At 68.6% G+C, this 21880-nt stretch carries 16 protein-coding genes and 2 tRNA genes; 4 read left to right on the top strand and 14 right to left on the bottom strand.

The annotated features are described in order from the left end of the window. The 4 genes from AB2L57_RS10535 to AB2L57_RS10520 all read right to left on the bottom strand — a co-directional run bounded on the left by AB2L57_RS10535 (position 1) and on the right by AB2L57_RS10520 (position 6627). The gene (locus AB2L57_RS10535) at positions 1 to 390 is read right to left on the bottom strand and encodes a DUF4233 domain-containing protein (RefSeq protein ID WP_409047034.1); all 390 of its coding nucleotides are present in this window, start codon (positions 388 to 390) and stop codon (positions 1 to 3) included. Then, positions 387 to 1748 carry a folylpolyglutamate synthase/dihydrofolate synthase family protein gene (locus tag AB2L57_RS10530; RefSeq protein ID WP_292815776.1) on the bottom strand — a complete coding sequence of 454 codons (1362 nt, stop codon included), beginning with the start codon at positions 1746 to 1748 and terminating at the stop codon, positions 387 to 389. Before AB2L57_RS10530 ends, AB2L57_RS10535 begins: the two co-directional genes overlap by 4 nt. After that, positions 1745 to 5251, bottom strand: a complete 3507-nt coding sequence (ileS, locus tag AB2L57_RS10525) for an isoleucine--tRNA ligase (protein ID WP_409047033.1) — start codon at positions 5249 to 5251, stop codon at positions 1745 to 1747. Before ileS ends, AB2L57_RS10530 begins: the two co-directional genes overlap by 4 nt. 593 nt (positions 5252 to 5844) lie before the next feature. Continuing rightward, on the bottom strand, positions 5845 to 6627 hold the full coding sequence (locus AB2L57_RS10520; RefSeq protein ID WP_409048618.1) for a DUF559 domain-containing protein: 783 nt from the start codon (positions 6625 to 6627) through the stop codon (positions 5845 to 5847). Between the two features lie 378 nt (positions 6628 to 7005). Here AB2L57_RS10520 and valS point away from each other — a divergent pair, with 378 nt between their 5' ends. After that, entirely contained in the window at positions 7006 to 9579 is a 2574-nt protein-coding gene (gene valS / locus AB2L57_RS10515; protein ID WP_292815615.1) for a valine--tRNA ligase, read from the top strand. Next, entirely contained in the window at positions 9579 to 9821 is a 243-nt protein-coding gene (locus AB2L57_RS10510; RefSeq protein ID WP_292815612.1) for a hypothetical protein, read from the top strand. Before valS ends, AB2L57_RS10510 begins: the two co-directional genes overlap by 1 nt. 1 nt (position 9822) lies before the next feature. Here the strand turns inward: AB2L57_RS10510 and AB2L57_RS10505 are convergent, their stop codons facing one another. Then, entirely contained in the window at positions 9823 to 10053 is a 231-nt protein-coding gene (locus AB2L57_RS10505; RefSeq protein WP_292815610.1) for a hypothetical protein, read from the bottom strand. After that, positions 10050 to 10661: a helix-turn-helix domain-containing protein gene (locus AB2L57_RS10500; RefSeq protein WP_292815608.1), complete on the bottom strand. Its 612-nt coding sequence runs from the start codon at positions 10659 to 10661 to the stop codon at positions 10050 to 10052. The genes AB2L57_RS10505 and AB2L57_RS10500 overlap by 4 nt, the downstream gene beginning before the upstream one ends. 122 nt (positions 10662 to 10783) lie before the next feature. Between AB2L57_RS10500 and AB2L57_RS10495 the strand changes: the two genes are divergently transcribed. Then, entirely contained in the window at positions 10784 to 12838 is a 2055-nt protein-coding gene (locus AB2L57_RS10495; RefSeq protein WP_409047032.1) for a M3 family metallopeptidase, read from the top strand. Positions 12839 to 12863: 25 nt separating this feature from the next. Here AB2L57_RS10495 and clpX read toward each other — a convergent pair whose 3' ends face one another. The 6 genes from clpX to AB2L57_RS10465 form a co-directional block, all read right to left on the bottom strand. Next, on the bottom strand, positions 12864 to 14132 hold the full coding sequence (gene clpX / locus AB2L57_RS10490; protein ID WP_409047031.1) for an ATP-dependent Clp protease ATP-binding subunit ClpX: 1269 nt from the start codon (positions 14130 to 14132) through the stop codon (positions 12864 to 12866). A gap of 109 nt (positions 14133 to 14241) precedes the next feature. Beyond that, positions 14242 to 14925: an ATP-dependent Clp protease proteolytic subunit gene (locus tag AB2L57_RS10485; protein ID WP_409047030.1), complete on the bottom strand. Its 684-nt coding sequence runs from the start codon at positions 14923 to 14925 to the stop codon at positions 14242 to 14244. Positions 14926 to 14957: 32 nt separating this feature from the next. Beyond that, positions 14958 to 15542 carry an ATP-dependent Clp protease proteolytic subunit gene (locus AB2L57_RS10480; RefSeq protein ID WP_409047029.1) on the bottom strand — a complete coding sequence of 195 codons (585 nt, stop codon included), beginning with the start codon at positions 15540 to 15542 and terminating at the stop codon, positions 14958 to 14960. 282 nt (positions 15543 to 15824) lie between these two features. Then, a complete protein-coding gene (gene tig / locus AB2L57_RS10475; RefSeq protein ID WP_409048617.1) occupies positions 15825 to 17330 on the bottom strand; it encodes a trigger factor in 1506 nt (501 codons plus the stop codon). 81 nt (positions 17331 to 17411) lie between these two features. Continuing rightward, positions 17412 to 17485: transfer RNA gene (locus AB2L57_RS10470), tRNA-Pro, on the bottom strand. Between the two features lie 171 nt (positions 17486 to 17656). Further along, complete coding sequence (locus AB2L57_RS10465) at positions 17657 to 18868, bottom strand: integrase (RefSeq protein WP_409046856.1); 1212 nt, start codon at positions 18866 to 18868, stop codon at positions 17657 to 17659. A gap of 184 nt (positions 18869 to 19052) precedes the next feature. On the opposite strand from AB2L57_RS10465, the gene AB2L57_RS10460 reads away from it, so the two are divergent. Then, positions 19053 to 19123 (top strand) — tRNA-Gly (locus AB2L57_RS10460). Positions 19124 to 19135: 12 nt separating this feature from the next. Here AB2L57_RS10460 and AB2L57_RS10455 read toward each other — a convergent pair. Both AB2L57_RS10455 and AB2L57_RS10450 read right to left on the bottom strand, forming a co-directional pair. Continuing rightward, positions 19136 to 19669, bottom strand: a complete 534-nt coding sequence (locus AB2L57_RS10455) for a gamma carbonic anhydrase family protein (RefSeq protein ID WP_292814469.1) — start codon at positions 19667 to 19669, stop codon at positions 19136 to 19138. A 10-nt stretch (positions 19670 to 19679) separates the two neighbouring features. Further along, positions 19680 to 21836 carry an acyltransferase family protein gene (locus AB2L57_RS10450; RefSeq protein ID WP_409047028.1) on the bottom strand — a complete coding sequence of 719 codons (2157 nt, stop codon included), beginning with the start codon at positions 21834 to 21836 and terminating at the stop codon, positions 19680 to 19682. Positions 21837 to 21880 lie beyond the last annotated feature (44 nt).

Raw genomic sequence — 21880 nt, 5'->3', positions numbered from 1 at the left:
TCATTCTCCTTCCGGCTGCGCGCGGCGTGCGCGTGCCTCGATTCGCGGTCCTTGGATGGTGGCGAAGGCCCACATGCCTCCGAAGATGAGGGCGATCAGCAGCATCGCCGGCACGAGGAACGCCGACAGCGCCACGATCGCCTGCAGCACCCACCCCGTGACGATACCCGCTCGGGTGTGCACGAACCCGCTGGTGGCGAGCATCAGCACGGCCACGAGCGTCCCCCCGACGATTCCCCACCACGGCTCGACGCCCTCCGGCAGAGCACGCAGACCGTAGACGGCCAAGCCGCCGAGGAAGACGATGATGGCTTCGAAGGCCAGCACCACAGAGGCGAGCTTGGCGACGAGGCTCCGTGGTGGACGTGCGCGACGCGGTCGGGCGCTCATGATCCGCCCTTCCAGCCCTCGCGCGCCGCGATACCGAGCGCCTCGCCGGCGAGCACGACCGATCCGGCGATCACGACGGCGCGGCGGGCGGATGCTGCCGCCCACTCCCGCGCGGATGCCGCCGCATCGTCGAGGTCACGGTGCACGCTCGCACGCATCCCGACCGCCTCGACGATGTCGGCGAGCGCGTCCGGATCGTCGGCGCGATCGGAATCGGGCGCGGTGACGAACACCTCGGTCGCGATCGGAGCGAACGCGGCAACGATGCCCGCGGCATCCTTGTCGGCCAGGACGCCCAGCACCACGCCCCACTCGTCGAAGTCGAAGGCTGTGCGCAGGGCATCCACGAGCGCCCGTGCGCCGTGCGGGTTGTGCGCCGCATCGACGAGCACGGTGGGCTCCGTGCCGACCAGCTGCAGGCGACCGGGCGAGATCACCTGGCCGAGCCCTTCGGCGAGCACCTCCGATGCGATCCGCTGCGACCCGCCGCCGATCAGGGATTCGACCGCGGCGATCGCGAGCACGGCGTTCGCCCCCTGATGCGCGCCGTACAGGGGCAGGTATTCCTCGTCGTAGGTGCCGGCGAGGCCGTGCACCGAGATGACCTGACCGCCGACGGCGAGGCGCTGCGCCGTGAGAGTGAACTCCGCGCCCTCGAACGCGATGCTCGCTTCCCGGCGGGCAGCCTCCGCCCGCAGCACGGCGACGGCGTCAGGATGCTGCCTGGCCGACACGACGGCGGCGCCGTCCTTGATGATCCCCGCCTTGACCGCCGCGATGTCGGCGATGGTGTGTCCGAGCCGATCGGCGTGATCGATGTCGATAGGCGCGAACACCGCGACGTCGCCGTCGGCCGTGTTCGTCGAATCCCATGACCCGCCCATGCCGACCTCGAGCACAAGCACGTCGATCGGAGCATCCGCGAAGGCCACGAAGGCGAGCGCGGTGAGCAGCTCGAAGAAGGTCAGCGACTCCTCTCCCGCGTCGCCGAGCTCGGCGTCGACCAGAGCAACGAACGGCGCCATCTCGTCCCACGCATCGGCGACGGCGTCGTCGAGGACGGGTGCGCCGTCGATCATGATGCGCTCGGTGAAGCGCTCCAGGTGCGGGCTCGTGAACAGGCCCGTCCGCAGCCCGTGGGCGCGCAGCAGGCTCTCGATGATGCGGCTCGTGGAGGTCTTGCCGTTCGTGCCCGTGACGTGCACGACGCGGTAGGTGCGCTGCGGATCGCCCAGATAGTCGAGCAGGCGCGCGGTGCGCTCCTTGCGCGGCTGCACCCAGCGCTCCCCCGCCCGCGCCAGCAGCGCCGCATAGACGGCATCCGCCCGCGCCCGGCCCTCGTCCGGATCCTCGCTCATGCGCGACCCTCCGCCCGGGTCACGCCCACGGTGAAGGCCCCGGCGTTCGCGAACGCACCCGCCGCGAAGGAGGCCTCGCGCTCGGGCTTGGTCGTCCCGCCCGCGAAGCTGCGCGACGATCCGCGCAGTGTGTCGTCCTTCGTGCCCAGCAGGTACTCGACCGCGAGCGTCTCGCCCGCGACGTCCGCGGATTCGAATCCGTCCGAGACCGCTCGCGCGTCGGCGCCGTCGGCGAACGTGATCACGAGGTGGATACGGTCGCTGACCTCGAAGCCCGCAGCCTTGCGCGTGTCCTGCACGGCACGGATGACATCGCGCGCCAGCCCCTCTGCCTCGAGCTCCGGCGTCGTGGTCGTGTCCAACACCACGAATCCGTCGGTGCCCGCCAGCAGCCCGACCGCCTCGCCCTCGGGGCGTACCGATGTGTCGCTGTCGAGCGAGGCCTCGCCGTCCTGCATGACGACCTCGCCCTCCGGGGTCTGGACGACGATCCCGCGGTCATCTTCGATCCAGTTGCCGGCCTTCGCGGCCTGGATGACCTGCTGGACGCGCTTTCCGAGCCGAGGCCCGGCCACCCGCGCGTTGACGACGAGTCGCTGCGCCAGCCCGTGGTCGTCGTAGGACTCGGGGCGAAACTCGACGAACTCCACGCTCTTGACGTTGAGTTCGTCGAGCAGGATCCCCTCGAACTGCGACAGGGTTGCAGCATCCGGCACCACTACCGTCATGCGGGAGAGTGGGAGCCGCACGCGCTTGCCCTGCTTCTTGCGCAGGGCATTCGCGACACTCGACACCTCACGCACGGCATCCATGGCGGTGCGGATGTCGGCGGCCGCGGGGAACGCATCGGCGTCGGGCCACTCCTGGAGGTGCACGCTGCGCCCCCCGGTCAGCCCCTGCCACACGCGCTCGCTGACGAGAGGGATGAGGGGTGCCGCGACACGCGTGAGAGTCTCGAGCACCGTGTACAGCGTGTCGAATGCCTCGCGACTCCGGGGGTCTGCGGTGACGCCCGCCCAGAAGCGGTCGCGCGAGCGCCGGATATACCAGTTGGTGAGTGCCTCGGCGAAGTCCCGCAGCTTTGCCGCGGCCATCGTCGAATCGAGCGCTTCGAGGTCTGTCGCGACGCCCCGCACGAGGTCTCCCGTGAGAGCGAGGATGTAGCGGTCGAGGGCATCGGCAGAGTCGGTGCGCCAGCTCGCCTCGTATCCTGCGGGGTCCGCCCCGGCGGTCCCGGAGCCTGTCGACCCGGCGGTCCCTGAGTCTGTCGAAGGGCCGCCCGCGTAGGCGGCGTTCGCATACGTCGAGAAGAAGTACCACGAACTCCACAGCGGCAGCAGGAACTCCCGCACGCCCGCACGGATCCCCTCTTCGGTCACGACGAGGTTGCCGCCGCGCAGCACCGAACTCGACATCAGGAACCAGCGCATCGCGTCCGAACCGTCGCGATCGAAGACCTCGCTGACATCGGGGTAGTTGCGCAGCGACTTGGACATCTTCTGCCCGTCGCTGCCGAGCACGATGCCGTGCGCCGACACCGCGGTGTATGCGGGGCGGTCGAAGAGCGCGCCCGAGAGCACGTGCATGACGTAGAACCAGCCACGGGTCTGCCCGATGTACTCCACGATGAAGTCCGCGGGAGCATGCGTGTCGAACCACTCGCGGTTCTCGAACGGGTAGTGCACCTGCGCGAACGGCATCGAGCCGGAATCGAACCACACGTCGAGCACATCCTCGATGCGCCGCATGGTGCTCCGCCCGGAGGGGTCGTCGGGGTTGGGGCGCGTCAGCTCGTCGATATAGGGGCGGTGGAGGTCGACGTCGCCGGCCTCGTTGCGTGGCAGGCGACCGAAGTCGCGCTCGATCTCCTCGAGAGAGCCGTACGCGTCGACGCGGGGGTGCTCCGGGTCATCGCTCTTCCAGATCGGGATCGGCGAGCCCCAATAGCGGTTGCGGCTGATCGACCAGTCGCGCGCCCCCTCGACCCACTTGCCGAACTGGCCGTGCTTGACGTTCTCGGGAACCCAGGTGATGTCTTCGTTCAGTTCGACAAGGCGATCGCGGAAGTCCGTCACGCGCACGAACCAGCTCGACACGGCCTTGTAGATCAGGGGGTTCCGGCAGCGCCAGCAGTGCGGATAGGGGTGCTCGTAGCTGGCCTCGCGCACGAGCCGCCCGGCCTGGCGCAGCAGCCGGATGAGGGGCGTGTTCGCCTCCATCCACAGCTGGCCGGCGACATCGCCCACCGCGGGCAGGAAGCGCCCGCCGTCGTCGAGGCTCAGGATCGTGGGGATGCCGGCGGCCTCACTGACCCGCTGGTCATCCTCACCGTAGGCCGGCGCCTGATGCACGATGCCGGTGCCGTCGGTCGTCGTGACGTAGTCGTCGACGAGGATCTGCCAGGCGTTCTGCGTGCCGTAGGTCTCGGCATCCGCGTAGTAGTCGAAGAGCCGGTCGTACGCGACGCCCTCGAGCTCGCGACCGTCGACCGTGCGCTCGACCGCCTCGCGCGCAGCCTCGGCGGACTCGTAGCCGAGGACCTTCGCGTAGCCGCCGAGCAGGTCCTCGGCGAGCAGATAGCGATGCGCGCTCGCCTCGAGCAGGTCGTCGGCCGCGCCCTCGGGCGTGTGATGCACGTCGGCGGCGCCGTTCGGACCCGCCGGCAGGACGGCGTAACGGATCGCCGGCCCCACGGCGAGCGCCATGTTGGTCGGAAGGGTCCACGGGGTCGTCGTCCACGCGAGCGCCCGCACACCGGTCAGGCCGAGGGCCTCCGCCTTGGCCCCGACGAGGGGGAAGGTCACCGTGACGGAGGGGTCTTGGCGCGACTTGTAGACGTCGTCGTCCATGCGCAGCTCGTGGGTCGACAGCGGCGTCTCGTCCCGCCAGCAGTAGGGCAGCACGCGGTATCCCTCGTAGGCCAGGCCTCTGTCGTACAGGGTCTTGAATGCCCAGAGCACACTCTCCATGTAGGAGGTGTCGAGTGTCTTGTAGCCGCGTTCGAAGTCGACCCAGCGCGCCTGGCGGGTGACGTACTCCTCCCACTCGCGCGTGTACGCCAGGACCGACTCGCGCGCCTTGCCGTTGAAGGTGTCGATGCCCATGGCTTCGATCTGCGCCTTCTCCGTGATGCCGAGCTGCTTCATCGCTTCGAGCTCGGCGGGCAGGCCGTGCGTATCCCAGCCGAAGACGCGATCGACCTTCTTGCCGCGCATGGTCTGGAACCGGGGGAACAGGTCTTTCGCGTAGCCCGTGAGCAGGTGGCCGTAGTGCGGCAGTCCGTTCGCGAAAGGCGGTCCGTCGTAGAAGACCCACTCCTGCGCGCCCTCGCGGTTGGCGATGCTCGCGCGGAAGGTGTCGTCGCCCTGCCAGAATTCGAGGATCTCGCGCTCGATCTCAGGAAAGCGGGGGCTCGCGGGGACCGCATCGGCGGCGGGTCCGACCATTCGACTGTCGGCTTCGCCGCCGCTCAGGGACCGGTTTGTGTTGCGGGGGTAGGTCATGGCTTCTCGCAGGTGCTGTCGTGTGCTTCCTGCCGGGACGACCCGTTGCATCCTCTCCCATGCGGGAGTGCGATCCAATCGAGCCGCGGTACCACCCTGCTTGCCGCTATGCGCAGCCACTTTCACAGCGGCTGTAACGGGCCTGCCCCGCTCGGTTCTACTGAGGACCCCGTCTTGACACCGGGAGCCTGTTCTTCCGAGAGCTCCCCGGTGATGGCCGGATCGATGCTCGTGTTCTCAGTCTAACGGGACGGGGCCCCGCGTGTTCCGGCGGCGAGGTCAACATCCGGGAGGATCCGCGGGGCGGCAGTGCCCGGCTGAGGCCGCTAAGGTGGCATCCCGGGCAGACGAGCCTCACGGATGCCGCGGTAGGCCGGTGCCGCAGCGAGCGAGCCGGCACCGTCGACGGATGCCCCGTCGCCGACAGCACCCGTTCGCCTGAGGGTTTGCGTGGACTCGAAATGGTGTCGCTCACGGATGCCGCGGCCCTCGAGGCACGACGCTCAGTGCCGTGCAGGTCGAGCGCCTCGCCCCGGCGCTCGCCGCATCGCGTTCGACGTGGGAAGCCGACGGCCACATCGCGGGTGACTCTCTCACGCCAGGTGCAGTCGCTGGGCGACCGCCCGCATGATCAGGTCCTGCACTTCGTGCCAACGGTCGATCACCTGCGCATAACCCACCCGGATCACGTGGTACCCGAGCAGGCACAGCGCCGCGTCGTGTGCGATGTCCTCCTCGCGCTGCGCCCCGACATGGTGCCCGCCATCGATCTGCAGCATCAGCCGGTCCCCGATCAGCAGGTCGACGCGGTGCCCGGCGATCCAGATCTGCCGCCGCAACGGCAGGCGCAGCCATAGCAGGCGCGGCACGACGAACGTCTCGAGCCCGGAGTCCGACCACGGGCTCGCCCGTTCCAGAAGCTGGCGGGCGGCGGCGGGTAGCGGCATCCGTCTCAGCACTTCTGGTTCGAGCAGGCGCTTGTTCAGCGCCGATTCCCAGATCGCGAGCGCGGCCTCAGACGGCTGACACAGCGCCACGATCGCGAGCACGTTCTCGATCGGATCGACGAGCGCATCGGGATGCCTCGGGACCACAGGCCTGTGCCAGTGCACCGTCGCGCTCGGGATGTCGATCCGCCCGGCATGCTGAGGCGCGGCGACATGAGGCTGCCTCTCCTCCAGAACCCACAGCCCGAGTCTTCGGGCAGCGGTCACGCAGGTGAGCACGACTCCCCGTCGCGCCGCGGCCACCAGCATCGGATCCGCCCCGGGCGACGCGACCCAGCCCCGGCGCACTCGCTCGATGTGACCCGACCCCAGCGCGCGACGCAGGACGTGATCGCTGACGCCGAGCTCACGCAGCGTGCGCACCCGCATCACGCCTCCGCTTGCTCGAACCTGGTCCGCCACACCCACCCGCCGAGTCTGGAGCGCCCCGCAGGACCGCACAGGGTGGTCGCGGCGCTTTCGAGCAGGATCTCCCGCCACCTCGCGCTGTGGAGGAGGCACTGCTCGTACCACCGGTCTCCGTTTCGGAGGAGATCTCGCGTTCGGAGGATGGAATCGGCGCAAAGCATCCTCCGCAACGGGGATCTCCTCCCATACGGGGCAGGACGGGGCAGGACCGGGCGGGGCGGGGCGGGATCGAGGCTGATCGGAGACCGGATGCCGGGGGCCCACCCCGCGCGATAAACTCGAGGCGCATCCCACACTCAGGCACGCACACACCGTGCCGCACATATCGAGGAGACACCCATGGCCGAGATTCCCGACAAGCCCGCCCTCGAGGGCCTCGAGCACAAGTGGGACAGCGCATGGGATGCCGCAGGCACCTATCTCTTCGATCGTGCAGCGGCCGCGGCATCCGGTCGCGAAGGCGTCTACAGCGTCGACACTCCCCCGCCGACGGCGTCGGGCAGCCTCCACATCGGCCATGTGTTCAGCTACACGCACACGGACGTCAAGGTGCGTTTCGAGCGCATGCGCGGCAAGACGGTGTTCTACCCGATGGGCTGGGACGACAACGGACTGCCCACCGAGCGCCGTGTGCAGAACTACTACGGCGTGCGCTGCGACCCGACCCTGCCGTACGACCCCGAGTTCACTCCGCCCTTCGAAGGCGGAGACAACAAGAGCAGCAAGGCAGCCGACCAGCGGCCCATCAGCCGACGCAACTTCATCGAGTTGTGCGAGAAGCTCACCGTCGAAGACGAGAAGCACTTCGAGGCGCTCTGGCGCGACCTCGGGCTGAGCGTCGACTGGACCCAGACCTACCGCACCATCAGCGACGAGACGATCCGCACGAGCCAGCTCGCCTTCCTCCACAACATCGAGCGCGGGGAGGCGTATCAGGCGCTCGCGCCGACGCTGTGGGACGTCGACTTCCGCTCCGCGATCGCGCAGGCCGAGCTCGAGGACCGTGACCAGCCGGCCGCCTACCACCGCCTCGCCTTCCACAAGACCGACGGCAGCGGCGATGTGCACATCGAGACGACGCGCCCCGAGCTGCTCGCGGCCTGTGTCGCCCTGGTCGCCCATCCCGACGACGAGCGCTATCAGCCGCTGTTCGGCACGACCGTCCGTACCCCGCTGTTCGACGTCGAGGTTCCCGTGCTCGCGCACCCGCTCGCGCAGATCGACAAGGGCTCCGGCATCGCGATGATCTGCACGTTCGGCGACGTCACCGACATCATCTGGTGGCGCGAGCTCGACCTGCCCAATCGCACGATCATCGGGCGCGACGGGCGCGTGCTGGCCGACGCCCCCGAGGCGCTCGTGACGGATGCTGCACGCAGCGCCTACGCGGAGATCGCCGGCAAGACCGTGTTCAGCGCCAAGAAGCGCATCGTCGAGCTGCTCGCCGAGTCCGGCGAGATGGTCGGTGATCCGAAGCCGTTCACGCACGCCGTGAAGTTCTTCGAGAAGGGGGACCGGCCGCTCGAGATCGTCTCGACCCGCCAGTGGTACATCCGCAACGGCGCGCGGGACGAGCAGCTGCGCGAGCGACTGATCTCGCTCGGCCAGGAGGTGGCGTGGCATCCCGACTTCATGCGCGTCCGGTACGAGAACTGGGTGGGCGGCCTCACCGGGGACTGGCTCGTGTCTCGCCAGCGCTTCTTCGGAGTGCCGATCCCCGTCTGGTACGCGCTGGATGAGAACGGCGAGCGCGACTACTCGCGCGTGCTGACCCCGGATGCCGGTGCCCTCCCGATCGATCCCACCAGTGACGTCCCCGCCGGTTACACCGCCGAACAGCGGGGCGTGGCCGGCGGATTCGACGCCGAGACCGATGTCTTCGACACCTGGGCGACGTCGAGCCTCACGCCACAGCTCGCGGGCGGCTGGCGACGCGACGAGGACCTCTGGAGCCTGGTCGCCCCCTTCGATCTGCGCCCGCAGGGCCAGGACATCATCCGCACTTGGCTGTTCTCCACGATGCTGCGCAGTGCGCTCGAGGACGACCGCGCGCCCTGGACGGATGCTGCCATCAGCGGCTTCATCGTCGACCCCGACCGCAAGAAGATGTCGAAGTCCAAGGGCAACGTGGTCACCCCCGCCGACATCCTCGCCCAGCACGGCTCGGACGCCGTGCGCTACTGGGCGGCCTCGAGCCGCTTGGGCACCGACGCCGCCTTCGACCCGCAGAACCCCACGCAGATCAAGATCGGACGGCGTCTTGCCATCAAGGTGCTGAACGCGGCGAAGTTCGTGCTCTCGTTCCCCGTGCCGGAGGGTGCCGAGATCACCGAGGCACTGGACGCGTCGATGCTCGCGACCCTCGACGAGGTCATCACACAGGCGACGAAGGCGTTCGAGGCATATGACCACGCCCGCGCACTCGAAGTCACCGAGTCGTTCTTCTGGACGTTCTGCGACGACTATCTCGAACTGGTCAAGGAGCGCGCCTACGACGGCGGCAACGACGGACAGGCCTCTGCCGCCCTCGCTCTGCGCACCGCCCTCGAGACACTGCTGCGCCTGCTCGCCCCGGTGCTCGTGTTCGCGGCCGAGGAGTCCTGGTCGTGGTTCCACGCGGACTCGGTGCACACGAGCCCCTGGCCGACGCCCGGTGCACGGCCCGGAGACCCCGCGGTGCTGACGGCGACCGGCGAGGCACTGATCGGCATCCGCCGCGCGAAGACCGAGGCGAAGGTCTCGCAGAAGACCCCCGTCGCCCGGGCGACGATCGCGGCGACGGCCGAGAACATCGAGCGCCTCCGCCTCGCGGAGGGCGACCTGCGCGCCGTCGGCCGCATCGCCCGCATCGATTTCACAGAGGCCGAGACCACGGCGGTCGCGGCCATCGAGTTCGAGGAGGTCTCGGCCTGATGCAACTGGGAACACGCTGGAGCGCCGGTGAGGTCCCGCCTGTGGCGGTGCCGCAGGCGCTGCACGGAGCGATCCGCGACGTCGAGCAACTGTCACTGAGTGAGGGTGCACCCGCCCCGCGGTGGACGCTCACGTGGCTCGAAGGGCGCCCCGTCGCCGAGCTCGACACCGGGGTCATCGTGACGATCGACCGCGACGGCGAGGTCGTCGTCCGCCACGACGCCGGTGACGAATTCGCCTGAGTCAGGCGCGCAGCACACCGAGCGCGTGGGCACGCACGACGCAGCGTTCCTGCGCGTCCGCGACCCGGGCGTGATCGATCCGTCGGCCGCGGTGCGACCCCGCGTCGGCGCGACGCTCGAGCCTACGGGCGACCCTGTTCTCGAGCGCGGTGGCAAGCGACAGCATCCCGCGCTCGAGGAGAGTCGGGCGGATGCCGGCGATCGTCGTCCGCGCGCCCGCGAGTGCGGTCACGTGCGCACCTCACCCACGATGAGGGGAAAGACGTCGGCCCGCACCGCGTAGGGCAGCAGCCCCTCGCCGATCTGTCCGCGGTGCTTGTCGAGGGTGTCGTTGACGAGCATCTGGATCTTGCGGCCGAGTTCGTCGGCCTGGGCGCGGGTGAGGCGGGCGTTGGCGGTGAGGAGGGTTCCGGGCCACTCGTCGGGGTCCTGCTTCATGCTGGTCGCGATGTAGGTCATGAGCTCGTCGTGACGCTGCCGGTAGAACTCGGCGAGCACCATCTCGGTGGCGGCGCGTCCCGACGGTGTCTTGGCCGTCTCGGGATTCGACAGCGACACCGCCCCGCGGGGGCGCTCCCACCAGCGCTCGCGCGCGGTGCCGAGACCCTCGACCTCCCGGATGAGGTCGTGCTTGGCCAGCGCGCGCAGATGGTAGCTGGTGACGCCCGAGGACTCCCCGACGAGGTCGGCCAGCGAACTCGCCGTCTGCGGACCGTGGGCCGCGAGCAGATCGTAGATGCGGATGCGCAGGGGGTGGGCGAGCGCCCGCAACGCGCCGACCCCGAGCACGCGTGCGTCCCGGGGGATCCGGTCGGATGCTGTCTGATGCTCATCTGCCACGACGCAAGCATATCTTTGCAAATGGTCCTTTGCAAGCAATTGTTTGCGTTTGTGACTGCGTGGACGTCCCTGGCTCTGCGTCGTCCCGGACCTCGGGGTGCCGCCGCGGCTACGCTGGTCGGATGTCCGACGTGTCCGCCAATCCCCTGCTCTCCCCCAGCCCGCTGCCGTACGGCCTGCCGGACTACGCCACGATCGAGCCCGAGCACTACCTGCCGGCTTTCGAGATCGCGTTCGCCGAACAGCTCGCAGAGGTAGACGCGATCACCCGACAGCGGTCGATGCCCACCGTCGAGAACACCCTCGACGCGCTCGAGCGCAGCGGCGCACTGCTGGACCGTGTCGCGCGCACCTTCTACACGGTGAGCTCGGCCGACGCGACACCCGAGATCCAGGAGGTCGATGAGACGCTCGCCCCGCTCATGTCGGCCCATCAGGATGCCATCCAGCTCGATGCCGCACTGTACGGGCGGGTGCGCACGTTGCATGAGCAGCTGGACGACCTCCCCCTCACCCCCGAACAGCGGTATCTCGTGCAGCGCACATTCCGCGAGATGACCCACGCGGGCGCCGCGCTCGACGACGAAGCCAAGGCGCGATTGACCGAACTCAATCAGCGCCTGTCGAGTTTGACGACGACCTTCGAGAGGAATCTGCTCGCCGACACCAACGAGCTGGCGGTGATCTTCGCCGACGAGGCTGAGCTCGCGGGTCTCGGCGAGGGCGAGCTGTCGGCAGCGCGGCACGCGGCCGCCGACCGCGGCGTTCAGGGCTACGCGATCACTCTTCCGCTGTTCACCGGCCACCCCTATCTGGCGACGCTGACCGATCGCGCCACGCGCGAGCGCATCATGACGGCATCCCGATCCCGCGCGGCGCGCGGAGGGGTGAACGACAACTCGGCGGTCCTCCTCGAGATCGTGCGGCTGCGGGCCGAGCGCGCCGAACTGCTGGGGTACCCCTCGCACGCCGCCTATGTCACCGCCGACGAGACCGCGGGTTCGCCGGACGCGGTGCATGGGATGCTGCGGCGGCTCGCCGCACCCGCGGCCCGCAATGCCGAGGCCGAACGAGAAGAGCTGCAGCACATGGCCGACGCCGAGCCCGAGCCGTTCACGGTCGGGGCGCACGACTGGGCCTACCTCACCGAGAAGGTGCGTCAGGCGCGATACGACCTCGACAGCGCGGCGCTGCGCCCGTGGTTCGAGGCCGAGCGGGTGCTGAAGGACGGCGTCTTCCGCGCCGCCACGGCGCTGTACGGCATCACCTTCGCCGAGCGGGGTGATCTGTCCGCATACCACCCGGGAGCCCGGGTGTTCGAGGTGTCGAACGAGGACGGGTCCCCCGTCGGGCTCTACGTCCTCGATCTGTACACGCGCGATTCCAAGCGCGGAGGCGCCTGGATGAACTCGATCGTCTCGCAGTCGGCCCTGCGCGGCACGCTCCCGATCGTCGTGAACAACCTCAACGTCGCCGCGCCCGGCACGGGGATGCCCACGCTCCTGACTCTCGATGAGGTCACGACCCTCTTCCACGAGTTCGGGCACGCCCTCCACGGCCTGTTCGCCACCGTCACCTACCCTCGCTTCGCGGGAACGAACGTGTTCCGCGACTTCGTGGAGTTTCCGAGCCAGGTCAATGAGATGTGGATCCTCTGGCCCGACGTGCTGGCCGAGTATGCACGCCACGTCGAGACCGGCGAGCCACTACCGGCTGACGTCGTCGAGCGCCTGCGCGGAAGCGAGGTGTTCAACCAGGGCTTCGCGACGAGCGAGTATCTGGCAGCATCCTGGCTCGACCAGGCATGGCACTCGCTCTCGCCGGCGCAGGCGGCAGCGGTCGAGGACGTCGCCGCCTTCGAGGCCGCGGCGCTCGCGGACATCGGGCTGGACTCCCCCGCCGTACCCACGCGCTATTCCTCCACCTACTTCGCGCACGTGTTCTCGGGCGGCTACAGCGCGGGCTATTACTCCTACATCTGGAGCGAGGTGCTCGACGCCGACACGGTCGAGTGGTTCCGCGAGAACGGCGGACTCACGCGCACGAACGGAGAGCGGTTCCGCCGACGCCTGCTGGGAGTGGGGGGATCGAAGGATCCGCTCGAGGCCTACCGCGACTTTCGGGGCCGGGATGCCGACATCCGGCCCCTGCTGGAGCGCCGAGGCCTGACGGCCTGACCCTCACCTGCGTGAAGAGACCCGATCAGGCGCTCTTCTTCGCCCGGTTGAGCACGAGCGTCGGCGCGGCGCCGTCTTCGACGGCTGCCCGCGTGATGACGACCTTCGCGACGTTCTCGGCGGAAGGGATCTCGAACATGATCGGCCCGAGCACGTCTTCGAGGATGGCGCGCAGGCCGCGCGCGCCGGTCTTGCGCAGCACCGCGAGCTCGGCGATGGCCTCTAGCGCCTCGTGCTCGAACTCGAGGCCGACGCCGTCGAGCTCGAACATGCGCTCGTACTGCTTGACGAGCGCGTTCCGGGGGCCGGTGAGGATCTCGATCAGCGCCTCGCGGTCGAGCGGCGACACCGACGCGACGACGGGCAGGCGCCCGATGAACTCGGGGATCAGGCCGAACTTGTGCAGGTCTTCGGGCAGGACGTCGCTGAAGAGGTTCTGCACCTTGTCTTTCTCCTGCAGCGGAGCGCCGAAGCCGACACCATGCTTGCCGACACGGGAGGAGATGATCTCTTCGAGCCCGGCGAAGGCCCCGGCCACGATGAACAGCACATTCGTGGTGTCGATCTGGATGAACTCCTGGTGCGGGTGCTTGCGTCCGCCCTGCGGCGGCACGGAGGCGACGGTGCCCTCGAGGATCTTCAGCAGCGCCTGCTGCACACCCTCGCCGGAGACATCGCGCGTGATCGAGGGGTTCTCGGCCTTGCGGGCGATCTTGTCGACCTCGTCGATGTAGATGATGCCGGTCTCGGCGCGCTTGGTGTCAAAATCTGCGGCCTGGAGGAGCTTCAGCAGGATGTTCTCGACGTCTTCTCCGACATACCCGGCCTCGGTGAGGGCGGTGGCGTCGGCGACGGCGAAGGGCACGTTCAAACGCTTCGCGAGCGTCTGCGCGAGGTAGGTCTTGCCGCAGCCGGTCGGGCCCAGCAGCAGGATGTTGCTCTTGGCGATCTCGATCTCGTCGGCGCGCTGCTCGGCGGACTGGATGGTGCCGTGCGCGCGCACCCGCTTGTAGTGGTTGTAGACCGCGACCGAGAGTGCTCGTTTCGCGTCGTCCTGCCCGACGACGTACTCCTCGAGGAACGAGAAGATCTCACGCGGCTTCGGCAGATCGAAGTCCGAGACGACGCCGGAGCCGGACTCGGCCATGCGCTCTTCGATGATCTCGTTGCACAGCTCGACGCACTCGTCGCAGATGTAGACACCCGGTCCTGCGATCAGCTGGACGACCTGCTTCTGGCTCTTTCCGCAGAAGGAGCACTTGAACAGGTCGGCGCTCTCACCGATGCGTGCCATCAGGCTCCTCCTCGTGCTGCCCGGGTGGGCTCAGGTCTACTCGAGCCTAACGGCAAGCCCCGACATCCGTACGTATTGACGGATGCCGGGGCTGGATCGTTGCAGACTGTTAGGTGGTCAGCGCCGCGGGCACGCGCTTGCGCGTCGTGAGCACCTGGTCGACGAGACCGTACTCGAGCGCCTCGGTCGCCCCGAGGATCTTGTCGCGGTCGATGTCGCGGTTGACCTGCTCGGGCGTGCGGTTCGAGTGCTTCGACAGCGTCGACTCGAGCCACGTGCGCATGCGCAGGATCTCGGCGGCCTGGATCTCGATGTCCGACGCCTGACCGTGACCCGCCTCACCCATGGCGGGCTGGTGGATCAGGACTCGGGCGTTCGGCAGCGCGAGTCGTTTGCCGGGGGCGCCGGCGGCGAGCAGCACGGCCGCGGCCGAGGCCGCCTGGCCGAGGACGACGGTGGAGATCTGCGGCGAGACGTACTGCATCGTGTCGTAGATCGCCGTCATCGCGGTGAACGAGCCACCGGGCGAGTTGATGTACATGATGATGTCGCGATCGGGATCCTGGCTCTCGAGCACGAGCAGCTGAGCCATGACGTCGTCGGCCGAGGCGTCATCGACCTGCACGCCCAGGAAGATGACGCGATCTTCGAAGAGCTTGTTGTAGGGGTCCTGCCGCTTGTAGCCGTAGGCCGTGCGCTCCTCGAACTGCGGGAGGATGTAGCGCGACCCGGGGGCCTGCACACCGCGGTGGGCGAGACCCTGCGCCGCAGCGCCGAAGGTGGGGATGTCCATGCGTGTCGTTCCTTGTCTTTCGCCCGGTGCCGTCAGTTCGCGGTTCCGCCGCCGCCGGCGACGTCCGCTGCGTGCTCGCGGATGTGGTCGACGAAGCCGTACTCGAGCGCCTCGTCCGCCGTGAACCAGCGGTCGCGGTCGCCGTCCTCGTTGATCTGCTCGACGCTCTTGCCCGTCTGCGCCGCGGTGATCTCCGCGAGACGGTTCTTCATCGAGATGATCAGCTGCGCCTGCGTTTGGATGTCGGACGCCGTGCCGCCGAAACCACCGTGCGGCTGGTGCAGCAGCACGCGGGCGTTCGGGGTGATGTACCGCTTGCCCTTGGTGCCGCTGGTCAGCAGAAGCTGACCCATGGATGCTGCCATGCCGATGCCGACGGTGACGATGTCGTTCGGCACGAACTGCATCGTGTCGTAGATGGCCATGCCGGCCGTGATCGACCCGCCGGGCGAGTTGATGTACAGGTAGATGTCGCGCTGCGAGTCCTCGGCGGCGAGGAGGAGGATCTTCGCGCAGATCTCGTTGGCGTTCTCGTCGCGCACCTCGGACCCGAGCCAGATGATGCGATCCTTCAGCAGCCGGTCAAAGACACTCGTTGCCATCAATGGTTCGGCCATTGTTGCTCCGTTTCGTTTTACGTCTGCGACGAATCTACCGGCGCGCATCGGCGCCGCCGGTCGTGTTCGCCGTGGGCAGATCGACCCTCGATCCGCACGTTGGGGCGCGGGAATCACGTTGGGGCGCGCTGCAGCGCGCCCCAACGTGATTCCGACGCCCCAACGCCGAACACACGGGGCCGACGCGGGGCATGGGGCCGACGCGTCGAGGCACGGCACTCGCGGCCCGGAGACGCCAAAGGGATGGATGCTGCAGCATCCATCCCTTTGGCGTTCAGTCGATTACTCCGTCTCGGCCGCGGCCTTCTTGGCCGGGGCCTTCTTGGCGGGAGCCTTCTTGGCCGGGGCGTCTTCGGCGGGAACCTTGGCGGCGGGGGCCTTCTTGGCGGCCGGAGCCTTCTTGGCCGGAGTCTTCTTGGCGGGCTTCTCGGCCTCGGCGGCGGCCGCCTCGTCGGCGATGTCCTGCGCCTCCTCGGCGGCCTCGAGCTCGGCCTCGTCGATCTCTTCCTCGTCGTCGACGGCGACGAAGCCCGAGAGGTCGACGGACTTGCCGTCGGTGTCGATCACCGTGACCTTGCCGAGCGCGATCGCGAGCGCCTTGTTGCGGGCGACCTCGCCGACGAGCGCGGGCAGCTGGTTGCCCTGCTGCAGCGCCTGCATGAACTCCTGCGGGGCCATGTTGTACTGCGCCGCCGACTGGATGAGGTACTGGGTCAACTCCTCCTGCGAGACCTGCACGTCGGACTGCTCGGCGATCGTGTCGAGCAGAACCTGCGTGCGGAACTGCTTCTCGCTGGCCTCGGTCACCTCGGCGCGGTGCACGTCGTCCTCGAGACGACCCTCACCCTCGAGGTGGTTGTGCACCTCGTCCTCGACGAGCTGCGCGGGCACCGGGATCTCGAGCTGCTCGAGCAGCGTCTCGATCAGCTTGTCGCGCGCCGCCGCGCCCTGCGTGAACACGGACTGCTCGCTCACGCGCGCGCTCAGGCTCTCGCGCAGCTCGGCGATCGTGTCGAACTCGCTCGCCATCTGTGCGAAGTCGTCGTCGGCCTCGGGCAGCTCGCGCTCCTTGACGGCCTTGATCGTCACGGCGACCTCGGCCTCCTCACCGGCGTGGTCGCCCCCGACGAGCGTCGAGCGGAATGTGGTCTCCTCACCCGCGGTGAGCGACTCGATCGCGTCGTCGATACCCTCGAGCAGTTCGCCCGAGCCGACCTCGTACGACACGCCGCCGGCGCGGTCGATCTCGGCGCCGTCGATCGTGGCGACCAGATCGAGCTCGACGAAGTCGCCCGTCTTGGCGGGGCGGTCCACCGTCAAGAGCGTGCCGAAGCGGCCGCGCAGGCGATCGAGCTCGGCGTCGACCGCAGCCTCGTCGACCTCGACGGCGTCGACCGTGAGGGTGATCGTCTCGAGCTCGGGCAGGGTGATCTCGGGGCGGACGTCGACCTCGACATCCACCAGCAGGTCGCCCGAGAAGTCCTTCTCGTTGGGCCACTCGACGATGTCGGCGGCCGGACGGCCCACGATGCGCACCTTGTGCTCGGAGACGGCCTGACGGAAGAAGGTGTCAAGCCCCTCGTTGACGGCGTGCTCGATGACGGCACCGCGGCCCACACGCTGATCGATGATCGGCGCGGGCACCTTGCCCTTGCGGAAGCCGGGGATCTGGATGTCCTGCGCGATGTGCTCGTACGCGTGCGTGATGCTGGGCTTGAGCTCATCGGGGGTGACCGTGATGCGCAGCTTGACGCGGGTGGGGCTCAGCTGCTCGACGGTGCTGTTCACCATGCTTGTTGTTCTCCTCGGTGGTGTTCCGCACACGCGGACGCGGCGGGTGAAGGTCTGTGAGGTCTGGGGGCACGTATGTCGGGGCGACAGGATTTGAACCTGCGGCCTCCCGCTCCCAAAGCGGGCGCTCTACCAAGCTGAGCTACGCCCCGGGCGGTACCCACGCAGGCGCGCGGACACGAAACGGCCCATGCGAGTCTAGCCGACGGTCGCACGCGGCGAGGTGCGCGCGCCATCGCCCCACCGCCGCGGCGATCGTCTTGCCTCACGTCAAGATGTCCGGGAGTGAGTGATGCTTGCCTCACGTGAAATGTCCGCGTAGCTCAGGCGGCGGGGCGGGTGCCCTGGGTGCGGGCGGCGGCGAGTTCGATGAGTTGTTGCTGGATCTGGTTGATCCGTCGGGTGATCCGTGCCGGGTTCAGCTTCGCATGCTCGCGCTCCAGTCGGGCGCGGGTCTTCTCGTCGAGCACACCGGCGTCGAGCAACCGCTGGTAGGGGGTACGTGGCTTGTCGTAGACGCGCTTCTTCCGGCCGGCTGCGGTGTGGGTCCAGTCGATCGCTTTCACGCAGGGCAGCAGATGGTTCTTGCGGGCCATCACGAAATCCCAGAGCTCGTTGAGCAGGGTCATCTCCGCCTCGGTCTCGTAGCGGTAGCGGAACGCGTGTTTGCGGACCCAGTCGCCGTTGCGTTGCTCGACGTGCGCGTTGTCGTTGTGCTTGTAGGGACGCCCCCGGGTGACGGGGATCTCCTTCTTGTCCGCCCAGGCGATCACGCCCCAGTTCATGAACTCGGATCCGTTGTCGAAGTCGAGCCCGGCGACCGGGACGGGCGCGTTCTTCACCATCCATTCCAGGGCGCCGTGCACGTGCACGTAGGCGTTGTTGCGGATCGTGCGCAGCATCGTCCACCCCGCGACCGGGTCGGTGCCGGTCAGGGTGCGCAGGAACTCGCCTTTGAGGGAGTGGCCGCAGTGCGCGACGGTGTCCAGCTCCAGGAACCCCGGGACGGTCAGCGGGGCGTCCATGCTGGTGCGCGTCGGGATCGAAGAGCGCAGGATGTGGGACGGCTTCGTGCCCGAGACCGCGACCGGGTAGGCGGCGTCCTTGTGCGGTTTCAGGTACCGGTCGATCGTCGCGGCGCTCATCGATCGCAACTCGTCCAGCACCTCCGGTGTGACCCGCTGCTCGACCTTGCCGAGCTCACGGAAGCGGACGAGGCGTTCGAGGGTGTCGTCCATGATCGCCGCGAAGTACTTTCCCGACGGCTGCCCGGACAGCCGCCAGACTTCTTGCAGCACCACGAGCGCATCGTAGGAGTACTTCCGCTCACGCGGCTTACGCTGCTGATCGCGCGCGGCACCTTTGCGTGCGTTCGCGGCACGGATCGCGCGGCGCGCGTGATCACGCGTCCAGCCTGTCGCGTGCACAAGCTCGTCCAGCAGCCGGCCCTTCTCTTCCTTGCCTGCTTTCGCATACTCGCGGGCGAACTTCTTCGTGATCTCACGGCGCGCCGCCATCGACAACTCCCTGCTCATCACCCCAGGGAACTACGCGGACATTCCTACGTGAGGCACGCGCAGCCCTTCCCGGACCTTTTAGCTGAGTCTCGTCGGCGATTCGTGGGCCCTCGCAGACTCCGTTACACTGACGGATGCCGCGGCTCACCGCCGCAGTCCCCCACAACTGAACACCCACCCTCGACGGCCACCCGTCGAATGCGGGGCTGTAGCTTAGTGGTAAAGCCTTAGTCTTCCAAACTAATGATGCGGGTTCGATTCCCGTCAGCCCCTCCGATTCCGAACTCAGCCGAGCGCCGCCGCGTGGCGCGCGGAGTGCTCTCGATAGACGTGCGCGTTGCGGAGGATCCCCGCGCGTTCGTCATCGCTCAGCGTCCGGCGCACCTTGCCGGGAACTCCCGCCACGAGCGAGCCATCGGGCACGACGGTCCCCTCGAGCACCACTGCACCGCCCGCGATCAGGCACCCCGCACCGATGACGGCGCCCGAGAGCACGACGCTTCCCATGCCGATGAGGGTGCCGTCGCCGATGCGGCAGCCGTGCACGACCGCATTGTGCCCCACCGAGACGTCGGCGCCGATCTCGACGCCGTGCGCGGCATCCACGTGCACCGAGACGTTGTCCTGCAGATTGCTGCCCGGACCCACGCGGATCGAGGCGGAGTCGCCCCGCAGCACGGCGTTGTACCAGACGCTGGCACCCTCGGCGAGGGTCACCCCGCCGACCACGCGCGCGCCGGCGGCGATGAAGGATGCGGGGTGCACGACGGGCTCCGCCCCCTCGAGGGCGATCAGCGAGGCGTCGGGTGAGATCGTCATGCGCTCGAGGCTATTGCGTCAGCGAGCCGTCGCCCATCCCCAGTGCCGATCTCAGCGCGACCTCGTACTGCGGCGCGAGCGAATCGACGAAGCTGACGGTGAGGTGATCCTCGTCGCGATACACGTTCGCCCCGCCGATGACCGGGAAGCACGTCGTGTCGTCGCAGAAGACATCGGTGAAATCGAGCACGGTGACACCATCCAGACCGTCGGCGGCGTCGCGCAGCGCATCCTGGTCGCCCAGCAGCGCATCGCGCGGACCGTCGCACGCGGCGACACCGCGCGTGCGCAGGCACTTGTTGGGATCGTTCTCCCACACGGGGTTGTCGACGACCGTGACGATCGGGATGCCGGCATCCAGCATCGGGGCCCACGCCTCGCGATATCCGGCCACCGCCGCGTCGTGCTGCGAGTCGAAGCCCGCGGTCGAGTAGGGGGTGGTGGAGATGGCGGCGGTGAAGATCGCGTCGGGTGCTCGCTGCTCGAGCACCTCCACGGCGTTCTCACGCCACTGGGTGCATGCCTCGCCGAACGCGCCGGGGGTGGACAGGGGTGTCGTGCTCCACGGGCACGCGCCTTTGAAGAGGGTCGTGAGGTGCCACCCGTTGTCGGTCGCGATGCGCTCGAACGTCGACAGCAGCTGGAAGGCGTGACTGTCGCCGATCAGCACGATCTCGGGCGCGTCGGGGGCGTCCGAGCCGAACTCGCACGTCACGGGGCGCGTGTCGTTCAACTGCACGAAGCACTGCTCCTCGGCGGGCCGATCCGCGGCGGCGAATCCGGGTGCGGGGAGCACCTGGTCGCCGAAGTCGGTGCCGGCGCAGGCGGGGTCGAGCACGCTCTGCGCGCCGAAGCATTCCGGCGGGTCTTCGCGCAGCGAGGCGATCGCCGCGACGCCGTCGCGGTAGGCGGGCGCGTTGACGGCCCACGCGCCCGCGGCGGTGGCGGCCACGAGGATCATGGCGACCAGCGACGACCACAGCGTCACGCGCGGGCGGCGGCGGGTCAGGACCTTCCAGGAACGCGCCGGGTCCTCCACGAAGCGCTTGGTGAGCCACGCGAGCACGAAGCAGAGCGCCAGCAGTGCGACGCGGTGGTAGATCGTGAGCCCCCAGAAGGGCACCGAGGGGGCGATGACGATGAGCGGCCAGTGCCACAGGTAGAGGCTGTAGGAGATGTCGCCGACGAACTGCGCGGGCCGGATGGACAGCATCCGCGTCGGGTACCACCAGCGCTGCGTGTTGGATGCCGCGATCACCGCTGCCGCGCCGAGAGTCGGCACGAGCGCCATGTATCCCGGGAAGGGCGTCTGACCGTCGAAGAAGAACGCCGCATACAGCAGCGCGAAGACGCCCGCCCAGCCGAGGACGAAGCTGCCGACCGCGTGCCGCACGCGCAGCATCGGGATGAGGGCGATCATCGCCCCGACGCCGAACTGCCACATGCGCGTGAACGTGACGAAGTAGGCGGGTGCGGGATCTGTGATCGTGAAGATCACGCAGAACACGAACGAGGCCAGCGTGACCACGCCCAGCGTCCAGAGGATCGCGCGGCGACGGGCGCCCCGCGCGAATCGCACCGCGATGTATGCCGCACCGAGCATGATCAGGGGCCACAGCACGTAGAACTGCTCCTCGAGCGAGAGCGACCAGTAATGCTGCACCGTCGTGGGCTCCCCCGAGAGCGCGAGGTAATCGGTGGAGGAGATCGCCAGGTACCAGTTCTCGACGTAGAAGGTCGAGGCGATGATCTCGCGCACCTCGTTGGGCAGCGCGGACAGGGGGAACAGATACGGCGACGCGACGACCAGCGCGCTGAAGAGCAGCACGAGCAGGGATGCCGGCAGAAGCCGCCGCGCGCGACGCGCCCAGAACTGGGCCAGGCGCACGCCTCCGGTCGCCTCGATCTCGCGCATCAGGTGGCCCGTGATCAGGAAGCCGGAGATGACGAAGAAGACGTCGACGCCGACGTACCCGCCGGAGAGGCGCCCCGGCCAGAAGTGGTACAGCACGACGAAGAGCACCGCGATCGCGCGCAGGCCCTGCACGTGCGGGATGAAGCGCGACGGCTCCGCGTGCTCCGGCGACGCCGCGGGCGGCTCTCTCAGGACGGTGCGGGCAGGCGACCCGAGGTTCTGGGGGCCGAGGTCGTGGTCTGCGGAGGGCACCAGATGACGGTACCCGCCCGTGCACCCGATCCCGGTATTTCCGC

It is taken from the genome of Microbacterium sp. HA-8 (assembly GCF_046111165.1).
Lineage (GTDB): Bacteria > Actinomycetota > Actinomycetes > Actinomycetales > Microbacteriaceae > Microbacterium.
This window is presented reverse-complemented; position numbering and strand designations above follow the sequence as displayed.